The sequence below is a fragment of the Caulobacter sp. 1776 genome (genome assembly GCF_040545685.1).
In the GTDB taxonomy this organism is placed as follows: Bacteria; Pseudomonadota; Alphaproteobacteria; order Caulobacterales; family Caulobacteraceae; genus Caulobacter.
Genome location: NZ_JBEPMI010000004.1, coordinates 455,573 through 476,647, shown reverse-complemented (window position 1 = coordinate 476,647; position 21,075 = coordinate 455,573). Strand labels below are relative to the sequence as shown.

The 21,075-nt window shown below is 66.5% G+C and carries 14 protein-coding genes and 1 pseudogene; 5 read left to right on the top strand and 10 right to left on the bottom strand.

Annotated features, from left to right (window positions below; all coding sequences use genetic code 11):
• A complete protein-coding gene (locus ABIC66_RS13580; RefSeq protein ID WP_354070811.1) occupies positions 1-1,845 on the top strand; it encodes a DUF8034 domain-containing protein in 1,845 nt (614 codons plus the stop codon).
• 106 nt (positions 1,846-1,951) lie between these two features.
• Here the strand turns inward: ABIC66_RS13580 and ABIC66_RS13575 are convergent, their stop codons facing one another.
• The 3 genes from ABIC66_RS13575 to kdgD all read right to left on the bottom strand — a co-directional run bounded on the left by ABIC66_RS13575 (position 1,952) and on the right by kdgD (position 5,581).
• Positions 1,952-3,517 (bottom strand): carboxylesterase/lipase family protein, encoded by a 1,566-nt coding sequence (locus tag ABIC66_RS13575; RefSeq protein WP_354070810.1) that lies wholly within the window; start codon positions 3,515-3,517, stop codon positions 1,952-1,954.
• Positions 3,518-3,577: 60 nt separating this feature from the next.
• Positions 3,578-4,486, bottom strand: a complete 909-nt coding sequence (locus ABIC66_RS13570; RefSeq protein ID WP_354070809.1) for a LysR substrate-binding domain-containing protein — start codon at positions 4,484-4,486, stop codon at positions 3,578-3,580.
• Positions 4,487-4,636: 150 nt separating this feature from the next.
• Entirely contained in the window at positions 4,637-5,581 is a 945-nt protein-coding gene (kdgD, locus tag ABIC66_RS13565) for a 5-dehydro-4-deoxyglucarate dehydratase (protein ID WP_354070808.1), read from the bottom strand.
• A 205-nt stretch (positions 5,582-5,786) separates the two neighbouring features.
• Here kdgD and ABIC66_RS13560 point away from each other — a divergent pair, with 205 nt between their 5' ends.
• The 3 genes from ABIC66_RS13560 (at position 5,787) to ABIC66_RS13550 (ending at position 8,694) form a co-directional block, all read left to right on the top strand.
• The gene (locus tag ABIC66_RS13560) at positions 5,787-5,948 is read left to right on the top strand and encodes a hypothetical protein (protein ID WP_354070807.1); all 162 of its coding nucleotides are present in this window, start codon (positions 5,787-5,789) and stop codon (positions 5,946-5,948) included.
• A 215-nt stretch (positions 5,949-6,163) separates the two neighbouring features.
• A complete protein-coding gene (locus ABIC66_RS13555; RefSeq protein ID WP_354070806.1) occupies positions 6,164-8,068 on the top strand; it encodes an ulvan lysase-like protein in 1,905 nt (634 codons plus the stop codon).
• A 104-nt stretch (positions 8,069-8,172) separates the two neighbouring features.
• The gene (locus tag ABIC66_RS13550; RefSeq protein ID WP_354070805.1) at positions 8,173-8,694 is read left to right on the top strand and encodes a MarR family winged helix-turn-helix transcriptional regulator; all 522 of its coding nucleotides are present in this window, start codon (positions 8,173-8,175) and stop codon (positions 8,692-8,694) included.
• A 9-nt stretch (positions 8,695-8,703) separates the two neighbouring features.
• Here the strand turns inward: ABIC66_RS13550 and ABIC66_RS24225 are convergent.
• The 5 genes and pseudogenes from ABIC66_RS24225 to ABIC66_RS13530 all read right to left on the bottom strand — a co-directional run.
• Positions 8,704-8,901, bottom strand: a pseudogene (locus ABIC66_RS24225) (DUF6894 family protein); the annotation flags it as partial.
• 149 nt (positions 8,902-9,050) lie between these two features.
• Entirely contained in the window at positions 9,051-11,276 is a 2,226-nt protein-coding gene (locus tag ABIC66_RS13545; RefSeq protein WP_354070804.1) for a TonB-dependent receptor domain-containing protein, read from the bottom strand.
• A 91-nt stretch (positions 11,277-11,367) separates the two neighbouring features.
• A complete protein-coding gene (locus ABIC66_RS13540) occupies positions 11,368-11,910 on the bottom strand; it encodes a DUF6702 family protein (protein ID WP_354070803.1) in 543 nt (180 codons plus the stop codon).
• A complete protein-coding gene (locus tag ABIC66_RS13535) occupies positions 11,907-14,351 on the bottom strand; it encodes a M1 family metallopeptidase (protein ID WP_354070849.1) in 2,445 nt (814 codons plus the stop codon). Before ABIC66_RS13535 ends, ABIC66_RS13540 begins: the two co-directional genes overlap by 4 nt.
• 84 nt (positions 14,352-14,435) lie before the next feature.
• Positions 14,436-16,433 (bottom strand): TonB-dependent receptor, encoded by a 1,998-nt coding sequence (locus ABIC66_RS13530; protein ID WP_354070802.1) that lies wholly within the window; start codon positions 16,431-16,433, stop codon positions 14,436-14,438.
• Positions 16,434-16,609: 176 nt separating this feature from the next.
• On the opposite strand from ABIC66_RS13530, the gene ABIC66_RS13525 reads away from it, so the two are divergent.
• Entirely contained in the window at positions 16,610-17,680 is a 1,071-nt protein-coding gene (locus tag ABIC66_RS13525; protein ID WP_354070801.1) for a sterol desaturase family protein, read from the top strand.
• Here the strand turns inward: ABIC66_RS13525 and ABIC66_RS13520 are convergent.
• Positions 17,677-18,624 carry a UDP-glucuronic acid decarboxylase family protein gene (locus ABIC66_RS13520; RefSeq protein WP_354070800.1) on the bottom strand — a complete coding sequence of 316 codons (948 nt, stop codon included), beginning with the start codon at positions 18,622-18,624 and terminating at the stop codon, positions 17,677-17,679. The genes ABIC66_RS13525 and ABIC66_RS13520 overlap by 4 nt on opposite strands.
• 80 nt (positions 18,625-18,704) lie before the next feature.
• Positions 18,705-21,035, bottom strand: a complete 2,331-nt coding sequence (locus tag ABIC66_RS13515) for an acyl-CoA dehydrogenase (protein WP_354070799.1) — start codon at positions 21,033-21,035, stop codon at positions 18,705-18,707.
• Positions 21,036-21,075 lie beyond the last annotated feature (40 nt).

Below are 21,075 nucleotides of genomic sequence, written 5' to 3'. Positions count from 1 at the left end.
ATGACGACCCGTCGTTCCGTCCTGGCCGGCGCATCGGCCCTGGCCTTCGCCGCGCTCGCGCGTCGGGCGTCGGCGACGCCGATCCTGACCATCTCGACGCCGATGCCGCCGCCCGAATGGGCGCTGCTGGAGCGCGAGTTGCTGAAGGCCAACGAGGAGGCCTGCGCGGCCTTCTTCGCGCGCTACTTCGACGATCGCGGCTACCTGCTGGCCGTCGAGCGCTGGGGCGCGAACGACGGTCCTGACGACGCCATCGAGAACGTCAATGATTGGCCGACCCTGCACGCCCTGGGGGCCAGCGATCAGGTCCTGGCCATGGCTAAGAAGGCCTTCGAGGGCAATGTCCGACAGTACACGGCGGCCAGGACCAAGGAGGCGCCGTTCGCGCGCGACGGCATGTACTTCAAGGAATTCCCGGTCATGACCGACTGGCAGCACCTTTCCGAGGGGCTGTCGGTGTTCAATCTGCTCGGCCTCTCCGACCCGAACGATCCGCGCTATCGCCAGCGCGTGAAGCGGTTCTCGGGCTTCTATACCGGCGAGGATCCCACTACGCCGAACTACGATCCCAAGCTGAAGATCATCCGCAGCATGATCACCGGCAGCCGCGGCCCGATGCTGCGTCCGGCCACGCCGTTGGACTGGGCGGGCGATCCGTTCGACGCTTCCAGGTTCTTCATGGAGCACGGCGAGAGCTCCTATGAAGAGACGCTGCACCACTACGACGAATATGGCGACGTGGTCGGCGACGCGCCGCTGAACCTGCAGGCCACCAGCCTAATGCTGAACGCCTACATGCTGGATCACGAGCCGAAGTATCGCGACTGGATCGTCTCGTATGTCGACGCCTGGATCGATCGCGCCAAGGCCAACGGCGACGTCCTGCCCAGCAAGATAGGCCTGGATGGCAAGATCGGCGGACCCAAGGGCCAGTGGTGGAGCGGGACCTATGGCTGGGGCTTTTCCCCCGTCGTGCCGCAGACCGGCAAGCGCGAGGACCGCAACCGGGTGCCGCGCGCCGTGGTCGGTTTCCTCAACGCCTATCTGCTGACCGGCGACGACAAGTACCTCGACGTCTGGCGCCGCCAGAACGACGTGATCAACGCCCAGAAGAAGGTGGTCGACGGAAGGGTCACGACCCCGCGCATGTACGGGCCCAAGGGCTGGTACGGTTATGCGCCGGGCGAGTACCGGCTGAACGGCCTCGAGATCTGGTACATGTCGATGAAGCCCTCGGACCGCACCCGCGCGGCCGAACATCCCTGGCTGACCTATCTCGACGGCAAGGACGCCGGCTTCCCGATCAAGGCCCTGCGCGCCGACCTCGAGCGGGTCCGCGCCCGCGCTCAGGCCCAGCGCGACGACCACACCTCGCCGGATACCCGCCTGGCCGACGCCACCCTGGACATCAACCCGGCCAGCGTCACGGCCCTGATCCACTTGATGGAAGGCGGCATCAACATCGCTCGGCCGCCTTGGTCGCCCACTTCGCCGGCCCAGGGCGGGGCGCTGCACTACGCGCGCCTGCGCTACTTCGATCCAGAGCGTCGCCGCGCGGGCGCGCCCGAGGATGTCGCGGCCCTGGTCGAAAAGCTCGGCGACGATGAGACGGTCGTGACGCTGGTGAACACGAACCAGGTGGCGGCGCGGACCGTGACCGTGCAGGGCGGCGCCTATGCCGAGCACCAGATCCTGAGCGCCGCCATCGGCCAAGCGCCCGTCCAGACGGTCGATTCCTCGTCGTTCACCGTGCGGCTCGCGCCCGGCGCCGGTGCGCGGTTGACGCTGAAGATGAAGCGCCATGCGAACGCTCCGACCCTGAGCTTCCCGTGGGAGCGGACTTAGTCTCGAAAGAGATCGACGATCGGCGCGGCTCCCAGCCCTGTCTTCGCCCCGGCGTCCGATCCAAACGGCCGTCGAGCTCGGCGTTCTCTAAGCCGGCGGTGCTCCGCTAGGTCCCTTCCTTCAGGAACGGCGCCACGGAAAACAGCTCGCGCTCCTCCTTGCGCGGATCGTCCACCATCGCCGACGTCTCGTTGATCACCAGGGTCGGCCGACGGGGCAAAGTGTACTTCTCCCACGCCGGGATCGCCGCGCAGTTCGGATCGCCCGTGCGCGCGAACGCGACGAAGGCCGCGCTCATCTGGTCGCGGACCTTCTGGGCCGCCGGCCCAGTCCCGGTCATCGAACCCTTGGCGTCCAGCGTGCCGAACACCAGGGCGATGTCGTAGCTGTGATAGGCGCCCATCCTCGGATCGGTTTGGGCCCCGAAATCCAGCTGATACATCCAGGCCGGCGCGCCGATCTCGGCTCGCCGTTCGGCCTGGATCAGGTGTCCTGGCCACGAGCGCCCTGCCGTCGTCGCGGCGAAGAACACGTCCGAAGGGCTGTAGTTCGGATAGAGCTGGCGATAGCGGGCGATCACATATTCCGGCGACATGTCGAGCACCAGCTCGCCTTCCATCCGCTTGGGCAGCTCGTCCCATGTCAGGGCGAAGTTCTTGGGATCGCCGCCCAGGAAGGCCTTGGTCTCGTCGTGGGTGTTGCCGATGATCATTGGGATATGGCCGCTTTCGCGCGGCGCGTCTGGATAGAACGGGTGGCGGGACAGAACCCCATGGTCGAGCACCGACCAGAAGACGATGTTGCCCTTGCGCTCCAGCGGATCGCGCATCTTTAACGCCTCGACCAGCTGAGCGGCCGGAAGGGTCTTCAGCGCCTCGGTCTGGTCGGGCTTCAGGCCCAGCTTTTCCATGAAGGCGCGGGCGCGGACCGTGGCGTGGAACGGGCCCATGGCGGTGACGTGCTGGCCGCTCATCGTCGCGACCTTGTGATAGAGGCCGGCGGCGCGGGGCATGGCCATCAGAGTCACGAGCTTGCCGCCGCCGCCCGACTGGCCGAACGTCATGACGTTGCCGGGATCGCCGCCGAACGCGGCGATGTTGTCGCGCACCCATTGCAAGGCCAGGATCAGGTCGAGATTGCCGACATTGCCGCTGTCGGCCAGCTCGGGTCCGCCCAGCCGCGCCAGATAGGCGTAGCCAAAGCAGTTCAAGCGGTGGTTCACGGTCACCACCACGACGTCATGGGTCTTGGCCAGCCAAGTCCCGTCGTACAGCGGACTGGAGCCCGAGCCGTTCGCATGGGCGCCGCCGTGGACGTAGACCATCACCGGCCGCTTGCCTCCGTCGGCGAGGTTCGGCGTCCAGACGTTCAGGAACAGGCAGTCCTCGCTGGTTGCTTCGTCGGCCTTGGTCTGGGGGCTGGCCGCGCCGTAGGCGAGGGCGTCGGCGATCCCCCTCCAGGGCTGGGCGGCCTGGGCCGGCTGGAAGCGGCGCGACGAAGTGTCGGCGCCATAGCGAACGCCCTTGAAGATCTTGATCCCGTCGACCTCGGCGCCGCGCACTCGGCCGGCCGTCGTCGTCGCCACCGGGGCGGCGCGCCCGGCCGCGTTCACGCGCGGGACCGCGGCGGCCGCCAGGGTTCCCGCCAGCACGGCGCGGCGATCGAGGGTCATGGCGTCTCTCCCAGTCTTGTCGTCGTTGGGCCGGACCCGCCGAGGGAGGGACGTGGCGCGTCAGCGCTCGCCGGGCTCCGTCGGCGAGGCCTCGGCTAGGCATAGGTCGATGAAGGCCTGCAGGATCGGACTCTCGTTGTCCTTGCGCCAGGCCATGTAGAGTTCGACGGGCCGGTCGGGCGTGGTCGCTACCGGCCGGAACTGAACGTCGTCGAAATGCAGGCTCATGGCCGCCTCGGGCACGATCGCCGCGCCCAGGCCGGCATGGACCAGGGCCAGCATCGAGTGGATCTGGGTGACGTGCTGGACATAGTTCGGGGACACGCCATTGGCGTCGAACAGCGTCGTCAGCATGTTGTAGAAATAGCCCGCGCCCTCGGGCGAATACATGATCAGCGGTTGGCCGTCGAAGTCGGCCAGGGTCAGGGACGCCTTGGCCAGCCGCGCGTCGCCGGTCGGCAAGGCCGCGACCAAGGGCTCGGACAGCACGCGGGCGGTGGCGAATTCGGCCCGCTCCATCGGCGGGCGGACCAGACCGATATCGATGCGGCCGGTCAGCAGAGCCTCGACCTGCTCGCGGGTGACCATCTCGCGCAGAGTCAGGTCGGCGTTGGGCAGCCGGGCCTTCGACAGGATCACCAGCTGCGGCAGGAAGTTATAGCCCGAGGCCGCCGTGAAGCCGATGGCGATCTGGCCGGCCTCGCCGCTGGCGATGCGGCGGGTGGCCAGGGCGGCGCTCTCGGCCAGACGCAGGATACGGCGAGCCTCCAGTAGGAAGGCGCGGCCGGCGGGGGTCAGACGCACCGAACGGCTGGTGCGGTCCAGTAGGGTGACGCCGAGGATGCGCTCCAGCAGCTGGACCTGCCGGCTCAACGGCGGCTGGGTCATGTTTAGTCGCTGGGCGGCGCGACCGAAGTGCAGCTCTTCGGCGGTGGCGACGAAGCAGCGTAGCTGGCTCAGCTCGAACATTGGAAAGCGCCCGTTCACAACACCGTGGAGGCGCGACGCTAGACGTTCGTTGGGACCGATCGCCAGCGTCTTCTTGCCGGGCAGGGGTGTGAAGGCATTCATCGTGAGGCGTGGAAGGGTCGATGCACGGCGCGCATCGACCCCTTTTCGCTAGCCGTTGACGGCGCGGCGCTGGTCGCCAGGCTGCGCGCGGGCGATCAGGCCCTGCAGCTCGGCGAACTCGGCCGAGCTCAGCTCGGTCAGGGGCAGGCGCACCGGGCCAGCGTCGCGGCCGATGGCCTTCATGCCGGCCTTGACGATCGACACGGCGTAGCCTTTGCCGCGATTGCGCAGGGTGATGTAGGGCAGCACGAAGTCGCGCAGGCCCGCCATTACCGTGTCGCGGTCGCGGGCGCGCACGGCCTTGTAGAACGACAGGGCCCACTCGGGCATGAAGTTGAAGATGGCCGACGAATAGGTCGTCACGCCCATCTCCAGATAGGGCAGGGCGAAGGTCTCGGCCGTCGGCAGGCCGCCGATATAGGTCAGGCGATCGCCCATGCGAGCATAGACTCGCATCATCAGCTCCAGGTCGCCCACGCCATCCTTGAAGCCGACCAGGTTGGCGTTGCGCTCGCACAGCTTCTCGAGCGTGTCCTCGTTGATGATCGCATTGTCGCGATTGTAGACGATGACGCCCAGCTTGGTGGACTTGCAGACCGCCTCGATGTGACCGGCGAGGCCTTCTTGCGTGGCGTTGGTCAGGTAGGGCGGCAGCAGCAGCACGCCGTCGGCGCCGGCCGCCTCGGCGTCGCGCGCCAGGTCGGTGGCGATGGCCGTGCCGTAGCCGCAGCCGGCGATGACCGGGATCTTGCCGTTGGTCTCGGCGACGGCGGCGCGAACGACCTGGCCGACCTCCTCGGGGCGCAGCGAGAAGAACTCGCCCGTGCCGCCGGCGGCGAACAGGCCGGCCAGCTCACGTTCCAGCATCCAGCCGCAGTGTTCGCGATAGGGCGTTTCCAGGAACTGGTGCTGGTCGTCGAAATGGGTGACGGGGAACGACAGCAGACCGCCGCCGAGCTGGCGGGCCATTTCCGTCGGCGACATTCGGCTCATGAAGTCCTCTCCGAGCGGCGGCGCTCGTCTCGGGTCGTCCCGGGAGGCCGCTTGTTGATGATCACGGTAGAGAGGGCCGAGGGCGCGGTCTAAGCCAAAGGCGCTATCGACTGATACAGGATTTGGCTTGATGCCGACGAAGGCCCCGAGGTGTTTCGCGTCAGTTCTGTGAAGATGCACATTCCCCCGTTGCGCGAGCTTGCCTGTGGATAGAATCACCGGGCAGCCTAAGCTTCAGTTGTTTGAGGGGCGTTTCATGGTGGCGTTGAACAAGGCCAGGGTTTGGCTGGTTCGGAATTTCGCGGGCAGCCTGCTGCTCGGATGGCTGGTGATCGCGGGCGTGGGCTGGCGCGTCATCGGCGGGTGATCCGCGCAAGGATCAAGGCGACCGCAAGGCCAGAACGTCTTGAGCCAACTTTCCAGACCTTGGTGTCGGGCATAGTTGGATCTTGTGCAGGAGGGGCCTCATATTGGTATGACCAAATTGGCCTGATCAAGCTGTAGGGTTTGCGTAAATTGGTCTAGCCAAAATCTCTCCTCATGCTCATTGTCGCCCGAGGAAGCGGCTGGGGAGGACGGTCAATGACGAACGAGCTGGGCGCGATGTCCCGCCGCGGTGTGCTGGGCCTTTCGGCGGCGGTGGGTCTGGCGCCGTCATTGGCCGGAGCCTCGACCGCCAGTCCGGTTGGCGCGGACCTTCAATCCTATGCGAGCTTGCTGAAGATCTGGTGCGACGGCTTGCTGGGGCAGCAAGTGTCGGGATTGGTTTGGCAGAACGCCAATGGCGGTTTCCTTTGCCCGGGCTGTGGCATGATCCACGGCCGCATCGCCGACACGGTCTATCCGCTCATGCGCATGGCCCGCACCAGCGGTGACCCGCGATACGTCCAGGCGGCCAAGGCGGCTCAAGACTGGAGCGAGCGCAATGTCAGCCGGCCTGACGGCGGCTGGGTCAACGATGTCTTCCTCAACGATTGGAAAGGCACCAGCGTCTTCCGCGCCACCGCCCTGGCCGAGACCCTTCTGCATCACGGCGACTTGCTGGACGCGCAGACACGGGACGCCTGGCGCGCCCGACTGGCGGCGGCTTACAATTTCCTGACGGGGTACATGAAAATGGACACCGGCAACATCAACTATCCGGTCTCGGCGGCCTACGCCTTCTCGCTGGGCGCCGAGGTGTTCGGGCGAAGCGACTATGAGACCCGCGCGCGCGACTTCGCTCACGCCTGCCTCGACTACTTCACCCCGAACAATCTCCTGTTCGGCGAGGGCCATCCCCAGCGAGGACGCAGCCCGAAAGGCCGGCCGCCGGTCGATCTCGGCTACAATGTCGAAGAATCCCTGCCAGCTCTGGCGATGTACGCGCTGCGGACGGGCGACAAGGCGGTCCTCGACCAGACGGTGGCCAGCCTGCGCGCCCACATGGAGTTCATGCTGCCGGACGGTGGCTGGGACAACAGTTGGGGGACCCGAAACTTCAAGTGGACCTGGTGGGGCAGCCGCACCAGCGACGGCTGCCATCCGGCCTACCGCCTGCTGGCCGATCACGACCCGCGCTTCGCCGAGGTCGCGGCGCGCAACCTGGCCCAGTTGGCGGCCTGCACACACGATGGCCTGCTGTATGGCGGTCCGCACTACCGCGATCACGGCTATAGGCCCTGCATCCATCACACCTTCAGCCACGCCAAGGCGCTGGCGACGGTGATCGATCTCGCCAAACCGACGCCCATCGCACCCGCGGCCCTGCCTAGGGACGTCGCCTATGGCCTGAAGTCCTTTTCGGAGATCGGAACCCACCTGGCGTCCGTCGGACCGTGGCGAGCCACCTTCACCGACTACGACTTCGACTATATGGCGCCGGCGGGCGGCGGCCACGCGTCAGGCGGAGCGCTATCGCTGCTGTATCACCAGGCGTTGGGGCCGGTGCTGACGGCCAGCATGACCCGCTACAAGGCCGTCGAGATCACCAACCAGCAGGCGCCGATCGACGCCACGCACCAGCCGCTGACGCCGCGCATCGAGGTAACGCAGGACAAAGAGGCCTTCACCAGCCTGGCCGATCTCACCGCCGAGATGACCGTCGAGAGCGACGGCCAGCGGGTCCGCGTCGTCTCGCGTGGCCGCTTGTTGACGCCTGAAGGCAAGGGCCTCGATCCCGCCGTGGCCTACGCGTTGATCTACGACCTGACGCCCGAAGGCCTGTCCGTGACCGCCCGCGTTTCGGGCCTAGGTGAGGGACGGAGCGCACGCCTGATCATGCCGCTGATCGCCCGGCGGGATGAGGCGACGTCCCAACCGGACGCACGGCGCTTCGTGGTTGCTCGAAAGGGTGGGCGGATCTTGGTGAAGAGCGCCGACCACGACTTCGAGCCGCTGGCCGTTCCGCGCGTCTTCAACCTCGTGCCGGGCTTCCAGGCCGCGCCTCTGGCGATCGCCCTGAACGATGGCCAAATCGCGCGGTTGGAGATTTCGGCTCAGACCTAGACCTATGGCGCCGTTGCAACGTGGTTAAGAAACTCGCGGAACGCTGTCATCTGAAGGCGAGGCTTTTGCGTTGAAGGTCTACTAGGGACCCCCGGAAGCCGCCTTTGCCGCTCGATATCGATGATCTGAACCGATTGCTCTTTCAGACCGAACAGGCCCGCCGTCAGCTGGTCGGCGACCGGCTGAACGCGTATGGCGTCGTCTTCGGTCAATGGATGGTGCTGGACGCGCTGTTCAAGGAGGGGCTCTCCTCGATGAGCGCGCTAGCCGCGGTGATCGGCGCCGACCGCACGACCCTGACCCGGACGATCGACGGCTTGGTGAGCGCTGGCTACGTGGATCGCAAGACGCCGGCGCAGGATCGACGCCTCGTCGTGGTCGACCTGACCCCGAGCGGCCGAATGCTGGTCGAAACGATCCTAGCTGGCCTCGCGCCCACGCACGAGACCGTGTTCGCCGGCTTCTCGCGCGACGATCTGGACACACTATCGGTCCTTCTTGCCCGGTCTCTGGCTCAGATAAAGCTGGCCGCCGCTGAAGGTCCAAGGCCCAAGGCGCTTCCCCGCCTGGAGCGGCGTGAGCTGCGGGCCGGCGAGGCGAGGAGCCGATCGCGTCCGCGGCCCTAGCTCGACCTCGGCGATCATGTGGCCGGCCTCGTCGAGGACGAGCATCAGCCAAGGGCCCGGCTTGTCGAAGGCTTCCGGGTAGTCTCGAACAAGCGCCGCGCCTAGCCGCCAGGCCTCGCGTTTGGCCTCGTCGAGATTGCGCAGGAGTACGCCTTCCGGATCGGGGAAGTGTTCAGGCGAGACGACCTCGAACCGAAACCTGCGCATTTCATCCTGCGACGTATGAGCGTCGACTCGCAGAACGCGCCTCGGACAAAAAGGCGCCGCAATTTGGCAAGGGCGAGTTGAAAAAGCGTCGCGGCCTTCGCCTTCAAGGCGATGACCGCGACGCCGTCGTAGGGTTTATGCGCGTCGGATTACATCGGCCCGACACCACCCGGGTTGGTCTGGAAGTCGAAAGCCGGTTCGCGCGGGCGACGGGGGTTGGGAACGCCCTTTCCGCCGAAGCCGTAGGTGAAGCCGATGAACACGGCCCGCAGGTCCAGGTCCATGGCGCGGCGGTCCTTCAAGGCCGGCGTGTCGATGACCAGCTTGTCGCCGAAGGTTTTCAGCGCGTCCTGCACCGTCACCACGCCAGACAGGCGGTCGTTGAACTTGTGGCGATAGCCCAGCAGCAGCATGCCGGTCGGCTCCTTGTAACCCTGCGGGGTCAGGCGCTTGCCGGTGGCGAAGCCGCTGATCTGCAGGAAGTCCTTGGGCGTGGCCTGGACGTTCAGGGCGGCGTAGCCCGAGAGGGTCCAGGTGGATCGGCTCTCGGGAAAGCCGAGGTCGGTGGCGCCGATCTCGTTCCAGGCCGCGTTGCCGCTGATCGTATATGAGACCTTGGGCGTCAGCTTGGCGTTGGCGACCAGCTCCAGGCCGCCGCTGCGGCTCTTGGCCAGGTTGGCCTTGGTCGTCAGCAGCACGCCGTTGCCGATGTCGCGCACGACGTCGGTGACGCCGTCCTTGGCTTCCCGGAAGTAAAGGGTGCCCAGGTAGTAGTTGAAGCCCTTGCGCAGCTGGTAGGCGACCTCGAACGAGTCCGTCACCTGCGGCTTCAGGCGCGGGTCCCCCTGCCGGTAGCTGTAGGGGTCCTGGTAGATCCGGTAGGGGTTCAGATCCTGGGCCGTCGGGCGCTGGATGCGGCGGCTATAGCTGGCGTTGATCTGGCGGGTGTCGTCGACGCGGTACTGCACGTGCAGCGACGGGTAGAAACGCAGGTAGTCGTAGCCGTCCTTCAGGTTCGAGGTGACCTGGTTGGTGTCGATCTTGACCTCCTCGACGCGTAGGCCCGGCATCACGGTCCAGTCGCCCATCGGACGGTTGTAGGTGGCGTAGAGGGCGTGCACCGCCTGGTCGTAACGGAACTGGTTGGTCAGGGCCGGATCGACCGCCAGGCCGCTCGAGGTCGGGCCCCGGGCGCCGTAGTTGTCGTAGTCGTTGTCGTCGATCTGCAGTTCGTAGCCAGCGACCAGTTTGGCGCCGCCGGGCATGGGGCGCTTGTACTCGGCCTTCAGGCGGGTCTGGACGAGCTCATCGCCAATGCGGACGTTCTCGACATAGTTCGAAACCGTCGGCAGCTGGGTGAAGGCGTCGGACAAGGTCAGCTGGCGGTCACGGGTGCGCTCGACACTGGTGTGGACCGTGAACTCGTGTTCGTCGCCGGAGAACTTGCGGCGCAGGTCGCCCGATAGGCCGGCCACCGAACGCTTCATCTCGCCGTCGCTACGGCGCTGATAGCGGACGACCGGCGCGCCGCTCGTGTTCTTGCCCTCATAGGCCGAGCCCGCCTTGGTGTCGTATTCCATGTCGTTGTAGCGGGCCTCGGCGCTGAGGCGGGTCTGCTTGTCGAGATCGTAGTCTACGCTGGCGCGGGCGTTGTGCGACTGACCCCGGCTGACGAAGCCGATCTTCTGATGGCTGTCGGCGTAGCGGCCGGAGGCGGCGTCCAGGCGCGAGCGGTCGTCGACGATCTGGCCCTTGGCCTTGTCGCGCCGCCAGCCCGCGTCGGCCGAGAGGGTGAGGGTCTTGGTGTTGCGGGCCAGGCTGACGCTGGCGTTCTTGCGACCCTCGGTGCCGACATTGGCGCGGACCGAACCGGTTGTGCCGAAGCCGCGCTGCTGCTTGGTGATCAGGTTGATGATCCCGGCCGTGCCCTCGGGGCTGAAGGCGGCCGATGGGTTGGTCATCACCTCGACGCGCTCGAAGTTGGCGGCCGGGATCTGCTGCAGCACCTGGCCGCGGTTCTCGCCCTTGAACATGCCCGACGGCTTGCCGTCGATCATGATGGTGACATTGCTGTCGCCGCGCAGGCTGACATTGCCCTGCACGTCGACCTGCACCGAGGGCACGCCGCGCAACATGTCGGCGACCGAGCCGGTCGTGGCCTGCAGATCCTTGCCCAGGCTATAGCTGCGGCGGTCGATCGAGGATTTGATCTCCTGGCCCGACGGAGCGGTGATGGTCACGCCCTGGACCTGAGTGTTCTGCTCCTTCTTGGCCGGAGGCGCGGAGGGTGTCGTCGTCTGGGCGAAGGCGTTGGCGCCGATCGCGGCCAGGCCCGTGGCGGCCAGCAGGGCGACGCGGCGGGTCGGGAAGGTCATGGGAAGTCTCCTCTGTTGGCGAGGAAACTGCCGGATCGACTCGAAGCGTTGCAGTGCCGGGCGTCAGGCTCCTGAGGTGACGTTTGTCACCTCAGGGTTTAGTCGGCTCGATCGGATCCAGATACTGGCCCACCACGGACTCGGCGCCGGTGAAGACCAGAGTGCGGGTGACGCCGAACCGGCGGATGTTCACCTGGTTCACCTCGTCGCTGTAGACGTCCGAAAACATCGCCGCCTTGATCCCCACCAGGGCGGCGGCGTCGGCGGGCGCGATCTTGCCGACATAGTCGAAGCGCACTTCGTCCGCGCCGAGCGTCAGGTTCTTCAGGGTCAACTCGACGATCTTGCCGTCCACCGCCACGCAGAACTGCTTGAGCATGTAGGCCTTCAGCGCCTCGATCGCTTCGGGATCGTCGAGGCTGGCCTGGGCGTCGGGCGCGATCACCGCCAAAGCGGGCTCGGCGTCGTGCGCCGGGATGCGATGACTGACCGCGATCGCTCCGGTCTTGGCGTTGATCTCCACGACGCTTAGCGCGCCGTGGCCACGATGGGCCGCCGCCGGGAGCGGGGCGAGCGCGAGGCTCGCCGCCGCGATCATGCCCCAGAACCAAGGGGCGGCCGGGCTTCGGATCACTTCGGACCTTCGTCCTTCTTCGCTTCGGTCGACGGCTGGGTGGCCAGGCTGTCGGGATCGACCTTCAGGTTGGCGTCCTTCATGCGGTTGGACCCGACTTCCGGCGGCTTGGTGATCTTCAGCGTCGTCGGGGCGATGACGCCGTCGAAGACGTTGTTCGACCGGTCGGCGTCGGCGGTTTCCCACAACGGGTCGATCTCGGCGCCCTTGACCTGCTTGGTCGAGACGTACTGCCAGGTGACCTGCTTGGAATTCTTGCGCCAAATCTCGGCCGGGATGCGGATCGTCTCGGTCGCGCCATCGGCGTAGTCCAGCTTCAGGATCACCGGCATCACCAGTCCGCCGATGTTGCGGAAGGTGAAGCGATAGAAGTTGTCCTTCACGTCCTGGGCGGCGGCTTCTTCCGGCGTTAGGTCCTCACGCGCCGTCTTGGCGCGTTTCTTGGCGCCTTCGGTGACCGTGAACTCGTCGGTCTGGTCGTAGAAGTCGCGGACCTTGGGATCGCGGTCGATCACGGTCGGGTCGGTATTGCGCGCGGCGGTCAGCGAGCCCGGCTCCTTGGCCTTTTCGGCCTTGCGGGCGGCGGCCTCGACGTCGGGATCGCCGCTGTCCAGGCGACCCTGGGTGACCTTGTCCAGCGCGATGTCGACGTGGTCGGTCGAGTAGAACCAGCCGCGCCAGAACCAGTCGAGATCGATGCCCGAGGATTCTTCCATGGTGCGGAAGAAGTCATACGGGGTCGGGTGCTTGAAGCGCCAGCGGTTCGCGTATTCCTTGAAGGCTCGATCGAACAGCTCGCGGCCCATGACCGTCTCGCGCAGGATCACGAGCGCGGTGGCGGGCTTGGAATAGCCGTTCGGACCGAACTGCAGCACCGAGTCCGACTGGGTCATCAGCGGCACCTGGTCCTGGCTGACCATGTACTCGACGATGTCCTTGGGCTCGCCGCGGCGCGAGGGGAACTTCTTGTCCCACTGCTTCTCGGCCTGGAATTCGAGGAAGCTGTTCAGGCCCTCGTCCATCCAGGTCCACTGGCGCTCGTCGGAATTGACGATCATCGGGAAGTAGTTGTGGCCCACCTCGTGGATCACCACGCCGATCAGGCCGTACTTGGCGCGGTCGGTATAGGTGAGGGCGCCGGTCTTCTTGTCCTTCACCGGCCGGGGGCCGTTGAAGCTGATCATCGGATATTCCATCCCGCCCTGCGGGCCGTTCACCGATTGGGCGATCGGGTAGGGGTATGGGAAGGTGAAGCTGGAATAGACCTTGATCGTCTGGGCGATGGCCTTGGTCGAATAGGCATCCCACAGCGGTCGCGCTTCCTTGGGGAAGAACGACATGGCCATGACCAGCGGATACTTGGCGCTCGGATCGGCCTGATGCACGCCCATGGCGTCCCAAGCGAACTTGCGCGAGGTGGCCCAGCCGAAGTCGCGGACATTGGCGGCCTTGAACACCCAGGTCTTTTCGCCGGTAGGCTTGCCGGCCTCGGCGGCGACGGCTTCCTGCGGGGTCACGACATAGACCGGCTCGCTCGATGTGCGGGCCTTGGCCAGGCGTTCGCGCTGGGCGGCGGTCAGCACCTGGGCGGCATTCTGCAGCTCGCCGGTGGCCGACAGGACGTGGTCGTTCGGCACGGTCAGGGCGACGTTGTAGTCGCCGAACTCGAGCGTGAACTCGCCGCCCGACAGGAAGGTCTTGTTGTGCCAGCCCTCGTAGTCCGAATAGACGGCCAGGCGCGGGAACCACTGGGCGACCTCGAAGATGCAGTTGCCGTCGTCGCCCTTGGCGGTGAAGCACTCATAGCCGCTGCGTCCGCCGATCAGCTTGGTCTCGACCATGGGGAAGGACCATTCGATCGAGAATTTCGTCTCGCCGCCGTCGCTCTTCACGGCCGCCGGCAGGTCGATGCGCAGCATGGTGTCGACGACGGTGAACTTCAGCGGCCGGCCTTGCGCGTCCTTGACCGACTTGATGGTCATACCGCCTTCCCAATCCTGGAAGCGCTTGGCGCGGCGAACCTGCCCCAGGGTGATGCCGTCGCCCGAGACGGTCTCGGTCATGTGGCTGATCGACGACCGCTTGAAATCGTTCTGGTCCAGCATCAGCCACAGGTACGGCAGATCGTCCGGTGAGTTGTTGCGATAGACGACCGTTTCCCGGCCGATGATCGACTTGGTGGGCTCGTCCAGCTTGGCGGTGATGTCGTAGTCGACCTTCTGCTGCCAATAGCGATAGCCCGGCGCTCCCGAGGCGTTGCGATAGTCGGTCGGTGTGGGCCAGTCCTCGCCTTCCAGCTGGCGGAACTTGTCCTCGAACGGCGCCTTGGTCTGCTTGATGGCGTCGGCGTGAGCGCTGGAAACGAAGAGCGGAGCGGCGAGCGCGGCCGCGATGACGCCGGCCACGGCATAACGGATAGAACGCTTGGACAAGTTCGACAGCCCCTCAGCTCAGAACCCTGACAAAAACCCCGCCGGGACCTTGGCGAGGGGCGAGGAGGAAATCATCCCATTTTCGCGGATTTGTCAGAAATTAATCTTCATGCCCGCTCGGACGGCGCGAGGTTCGACCGGGTGGAAATGGACGTCTTCGATCCCGCCGGACGGCTCGCCCCGCAGGCGCGAGGCGTAGAAATAGGCGATGTCGTCCCGCCGACTGTTGGTCAGGTTCAAAACCTCGATCATCAGACTGGCCCGGCCGAAATCCTGGACGAAGAGCGCATTGACCAGGCTGGTCGGCCTAGAGCGCACGGAATTGTCCTCGATCAGCGGCGCGGCGCCCAGGCGGCGCCAGGTCAACGACACCGTTGAGGCTTGGCTCAGCTTCCAACTGGCGCCGGCGCTCAGCACCGACCCGACGGCGTTGGGGATGCGATCGCCCTCAGGCGGATCGCCGGCGAAGCGGGCGCGCGTGGCGGCGTAAGCAGCCGTGAGGTTCAGGCGGGCGCTCGGCCGCCAGTCGGCAAGCAGTTCGACCCCCGCCCGCTTCGTCGCGCCGCTGGCCTCGGTGAAGCCGGCGTCACCGACATAGACGAGCTCGGAGTCGACGCGCAGAGCCCAGGCGGCCGCCGTCACGGTCAGTCCGTCGCGCCGCCAGCGCAGACCTGCTTCGGCCCCGTCCGATGATGACAACAGCGGCGCGCGCTCGGCCGGATCGCCGGTAGCGGGATCGACCGTGATCACCGCCCCCCGCGCATCGTTGGAATGAAAGCCGCGCCCGGCGTCGGCGTAGAGTTCGAAGGTCCTGGATAGCCGCCAGGCCAGGGCGAACTTGGGGCTCAATAGGATGTCGCTGACCTTGCCGCTGTTGCGCGGATCGCGGGCCGAGACGTTCGCGCCCATGGCGTCGGCGCGCAAGCCAAGGGTGGCGTCGAGTTTGCCGAAGCGCTTGGCGGCCTCGCCCCACACCGCCGACGACCACTCGGTCAGGGCGTCCTGGCGCACCGTCTCGCGGCGGACGCGGGCGGTGGTGCGGTAGAGACCGATCTTGCCGATGTCGTCGACCCGGGCCGAGACGCCGGTTCGGAAGCTCCAATCGTCGGCGGCGCGCCAGCGCTTGGTCAGCGAACCGCCGTAGATCCAGCGCTGGTCGACCTGCTCGAACTGGTCGCCGTTGACGGGATCGTCGAGGAAGTAGGTGAAGTTCGAATAGAGATCGAGCCTGTAGCGCTGGACGTAGACCACGGCGTCCAGGCCGCGCAGCAGGTCGCGCCGACGGGCCGACAGGATGTAGCGCGAGGTCTCGCCGCCGTCGGTCGCATCGACCGCGTCGAGGCGGCCCAGCGTCCCAGCCTCGACGGCGCGGCGGGGGATCTGGTCGGTGGCGGTCCAGGCGGCGTCATAGCCCAGGGCGGTGACCGACCAGCCGCGGACCAGGGCGCGGCCCAGCAGGTTGATCTTCTTGAGGTCCTCTGGCGTCGACCACGCGCCGCGCGCGGTCGAGACATCGGCGGCGATCATGACATTGGCGCTCAGGGCCTTGGCGCCGACCGCGCGATAATCGTCGTTCTCGCCAGCCCAAGCCTGCAGGCCATCGCCATGCAGGTGGTCAGCGGTCTCGAACGCCACCGCGCCGGCGGTGGCGAAGTCGCCATTTTCGGCGGCGTAGGGGCCCTTCTTGAAGGCGATGTCGTGGACGAATTCGGGCGTCAGAATATTGAGGTCCAGATAGCCTTGGCCATGCCCGTGGCTGGGAAGGTTCAACGGCACGCCGTCCAGCGAGGCCGAGAGATCCGTACCGTGGTCCAGGTTGAAGCCGCGCAGGAAGTATTGGTTGGCCTTGCCGGCGCCCGAGTGCTGGGTGGCGGCCAGACCCGGCACGGCCTCGATCAGTTCGCCTGGGCGCAGCAGTGGACGCACGGCGAAGTCGGCATAGGCGATGCGGCCTTCGCTGGCCGAGGTCGCGCGGCCCAGGTCATTGGCGCGGCGGCCCCAGACCGAGATCGCCTCGACCTCCTGAGCGTGGACCAAAACCGGCGCCGAGGCGGCCAGCAGCAGAGCAAGGAGGGGCGCGGAACGCGTCATGGCGGGGCTGTTAGGCTGGAGCGTTGATCGGGACAAGCTATGTGCCGCGGGTCAGCCGTTCGCGCTGTCGGAATGTTTAGCGTCGTGGCTGTCGCCCGCGACTTGCCGCGCCACACCAAGTTTTAACGGCGCTGGGGCATTGATGGCGGCCTGAAATCCCAAGGGAGCGGGACGACTTGAAACCTGCAGCGCTGCATGCGGCCGCCGAGATCGGCGTCGAGACGCCCCGGTCGCGCGGCTTGGCCCGAGCGGTGCTGGTCGCCGGCTTCGTGGCCTATGTCGTCGTCGCGCTCGCGGCCTGGTGGCTGGCGCTGAGGCTGATCCCCGCCGAACTGACCCTGACCTTGCTGGGCAAGACCCTGCACACGGCCTCGGTCCACGACCATCTGAATAACGTCTTCCTGATCTTCCTGCTGCTGCCGACCGCGCTGTGGATCGAGTGCGTGACGGTGGGGTGGGAACAGAGCTCGCTGCGCCAGCTGCTGTTCGCCCGCACCCGGTCGCTGAACACCGACCTGGCGGTCTTCGTGCTGGGCCAAGGCCATGTGCTCGACATCGTCGGCCGCGTGATGATGCTGGGCGTGTCGATGATTTCCGGCGCCTGGATTCACGAGGCGATCAGGACCGCCACGGGCGTGAACCTGGGGCCACCGCCGCTGCCGTTCGCGCTGCAGCTACCGCTCTACTTCGCCATCTACAGCTTCTTCGACTACTGGACCCACCGGACGGACCACACGAAGTTCTTCTGGCCGCTGCATCGCTATCACCACTCGGCCGAGGACTTCGGCGTAGTGACCTCCGTGCGCCAGCATCCGGCGACCTTCACGGCGATCTTCATCGTCAACCTGCCCCTGGCCGTGCTGGGCGCGCCGACAGACGTGATGATCTACGTCAACGTGCTGGTCATCGCCATCGGCCTGCTGGTCCATGGCAAGATCGACTCCGACTGGGGCTGGGTCGGGCGCTGGCTGATCCAGTCGCCGAACCATCACCGGGCTCACCACAAGCTGGACATGAGCCGCCCGACCGGCCACTTCGCCATCGCTCCGATCTGGGACCGCCTGTTTGGCACTTGGTACGAGGACAAGCCCGATCCAAAGCTGGTGATCGGAGTGGACACGCCCTATCAGCACGGCCTCTTCGTGCCGCGCGACATGCTGCGCGACTACGCCCACTTCTGGATGGGCTGGTTCGGCGGTCGCAGCGATGGTCCAGAGTCGGACCTGAAGCTGTTCGAGAGCCGCTAGGCCGCCTTCAACAGGCCGTCGAAATACTCGATCGTCTTCATCAGCCCGACCTTCAGCGGCGCGGTCGGCGTCCAATCCAGGTGCTGCTTGGCCAGGGTGATGTCCGGCTGGCGTTGGCGCGGGTCGTCCGAGGGCAGGGGGCGGTGGACGATCGCCGACTTGGCGCCGGTCAGCTCCAGCACCAGCTCGGCTAGCTGTTTCATCGTGAACTCGACCGGATTGCCCAGGTTGATCGGGCCGGTGACATCGTCGCCGGTGTTCATCAGCCGCATCAGGCCGTCGACCAGGTCGTCGACGTAGCAGAACGATCGCGTCTGATTGCCGTCGCCATAGAGCGTGATGTCCTCACCCTTCAGGGCCTGGACGATGAAGTTCGACACCACCCGCCCGTCATTGGGGTGCATGCGGGGGCCATAGGTGTTGAAGATCCGCGCCACCTTGATGCGCAGCCTGTGCTGGCGCCAGTAGTCGAAGAACAGGGTTTCGGCGCAGCGCTTGCCTTCGTCGTAACACGAGCGGATGCCGATCGGATTGACGTTGCCCCAGTAGCTTTCGACCTGCGGGTGGATGGTCGGATCGCCGTACACCTCCGAGGTCGAGGCCTGCAGGATCTTGGCCTTCACCCGTTTGGCCAGGCCCAACATATTGATGGCCCCGTGGACGCTGGTCTTGGTCGTCTGCACCGGGTCGAACTGGTAGTGAATCGGGCTGGCCGGGCAGGCCAGGTTGTAGATCTGGTCGACCTCGACATAGAGCGGCATGGTCACATCGTGGCGCAGCAGCTCAAAGCGCGGATTGGCAAGGTTCTGGGCCACGTTCTGGCGCGAGCCAGTGTAGTAGTTGTCGACGCACAGCACCTCGGCGCCGGTCTCCAGAAGCCGGTCGCAAAGATGCGAGCCGACGAAGCCCGCGCCGCCCGTCACGAGAACTCTCTGCGTATGCATGGATCGTCCAGACCTTCCCGGGACTCAGCGTCCACCTGTGTTTGTACAGCGACGCCGGTCCGGGCTCCAAGGTCGGGTTTCTAGGGGAGGGGCGACGTTTCGTCGCCGAAGGCGCGCGGCTCGGGTCCGATGGTCGGTTCGGCGATCGCTGCGCCGCGTGGACGCTTGGCCGGCGCGCTTGGCTGGATTGGCGCGCCGGTGCGCGTCGTGAGCTCCTCGGGAGCGAAGTCGTCGACCGCGATGACCTTGGCCACCGCCGCGTCGGCCGCCGCCAGGGCGCTGGTCTCGTCGGGCGTCAGCAGCCCCTTGGCCAGGCCGTCTTTCCAGGCGCGCACGCCCTGGTCCTTTAATCGGTCGTGGATCGGCTGGGTGGCGACCACGCGCTCGAAAGCGTCGATCAGCTGGCCGATCGCTTCGTCCTCGCCGCCAATATAGACCCCCTCGACGAGACGGTCGCGGGTGGCCGAGGGGTGCAGAATGAGGTCGGCGCAGGCGCGCGTGACGTGGTCCGGCGGCCCACGGCGACGCGCGCCGAACGGCAGGACGGCCGCGCGGAGCAGCCAGCCGGCCAGGCGATTGGGCAGGTTGGCGAAGACCTCGTCGAAGCGCTGCTCGATCGTCGCGAACGCCGTTTCGGCGCACCAGCGCAGCAGCGGGAAGTCATCATCCTGGCGCCCCTCATCCTCCCAGCGCTTCAGGCCTCCGGACAGGAAGTACATTTCGGACAGGATGTCCCCCAGACGCGCCGACAGCATTTCCTTGCGCTTCAGCTCGCCGCCGAGGGTCAGCAGCGCGATGTCCGAGGTGAGGGCGAAGGCGGCGCTGTAACGACCCAGCTTGCGGTAGAACGCACTGGCCCGACCGGCCTCTGGCGCGGGTGACACGGCGCCGTCCGTCCAAGCGCGGGCGGTGGCCTTCAGGCCGTTGCGCAGGGCATGGGCCACGTGGGCCCAGAACGCCTCGTCGAAATCAGCCAGGCCCTTGTCGGCGTCGTCCTCGCCCAAGGCCAGGATCTCCTTGAGCATGTAGGGATGGGCCCGGATCGCCCCCTGACCGAACACCATCAGGCTGCGGGTCAGGATGTTGGCGCCCTCGACCGTGATGCCGATCGGCACGGCGCGATACTGGCCGCCCATGTAGTTGCGAGGCCCCTCCATGATCGCCTTGCCGCCGTGGACGTCCATGGCGTCGTTGACCACCGTCCGCATCCGCTCGGTCGCGCCTGACTTCAGCAGTGCCGAGATCACCGACGGATGCCTGCCCATGTCCAGGCCGGCGCAAGTCAGCCGCCGCGCGCCGTCGACCAGGTAGGCATTGCCGGCGATGCGGGCCAGGCGTTCCTGCACGCCCTCGAACTTGCCGATCTCAATGCCGAACTGCTGGCGCACCCGGGCGTAGGCCCCGGTCGTCAGGGCGCTGTAGGCGGCCGCCGCGCCGGACATGGCGGGCAGCGAGATGCCGCGCCCGGCCGCCAGGGCCGTCATCAGCATCTTCCAGCCCTGGCCGGCGCGCTCAGCGCCGCCGATGATCAGGTCCAGCGGGATGAAGACGTTCTCGCCCCAGTTGGGCCCGTTCTGGAAGGTCTGGAACGCTGGCAGGTGCCGACGACCGATACCGACGCCGGGCGTATCGGTCGGCACGAGGGCGCAGGTAATGCCGACCTCCTCCTCGTCACCCAGCAGGCCGTCGGGATCGCGCAGCTTGAAGGCCAAGCCCAGCACCGTGCAAACGGGGCCGAGGGTGATGTAACGCTTGTGCCAGTTCAGGCGTACGCCGAGCACGGTCTCGCCTTTCCAGATCCCGCGACAGATGACGCCCTCGTCAGTCATCGCCGAGGCGTCTGAGCCGGCCTCGGGGCTAGTCAGACCGAAGGCAGGAATCTCGCGACCGTCGGCCAGGCGCGGCAGCCAATAGTCCTGTTGGGCCTTGGTCCCGAAGCGCAGGATCAGTTCGCCCGGGCCCAGCGAGTTGGGCACCATCGCCGTCACCGCCGCCGAAGGCGAGCGGGTGGCGATCTTGCGGACGATCTCCGCGTGGCCGAAGGCCGAGAAGCCGAGGCCTCCATGTTCCTTCGGAATGATCATGCCGAAGAACTTTTCGCGCTTCAGGAAGTCCCAGGCCTCGGGCGGCAAGTCGCGCGTCTCCCAGGTCATCCGCCAGTCGTCGACCATGGCGCACAGGGTCTCGACGGGACCGTCGAAAAACGCCTTCTCCTCCGGGCTCAGCGTCGGCCTGGGGAACGACAGGAGTTCGTTCCAGTCCGGATCGCCGGTGAACAGCGCCGCGTCCCACCAGGTGTCGCCTGCCTCGATGGCCTCGCGCTCGGTTTCCGAAAGGGCGGGCAGCACGCCTTTGGCCCACTGGAAGATCGGTCGGGTGATCGTGTCTCGGCGGAAGGAAGAGCTGCTCATGACGCGACCTCGTTGTTACGCGAGGCATCAACGCCGGGTG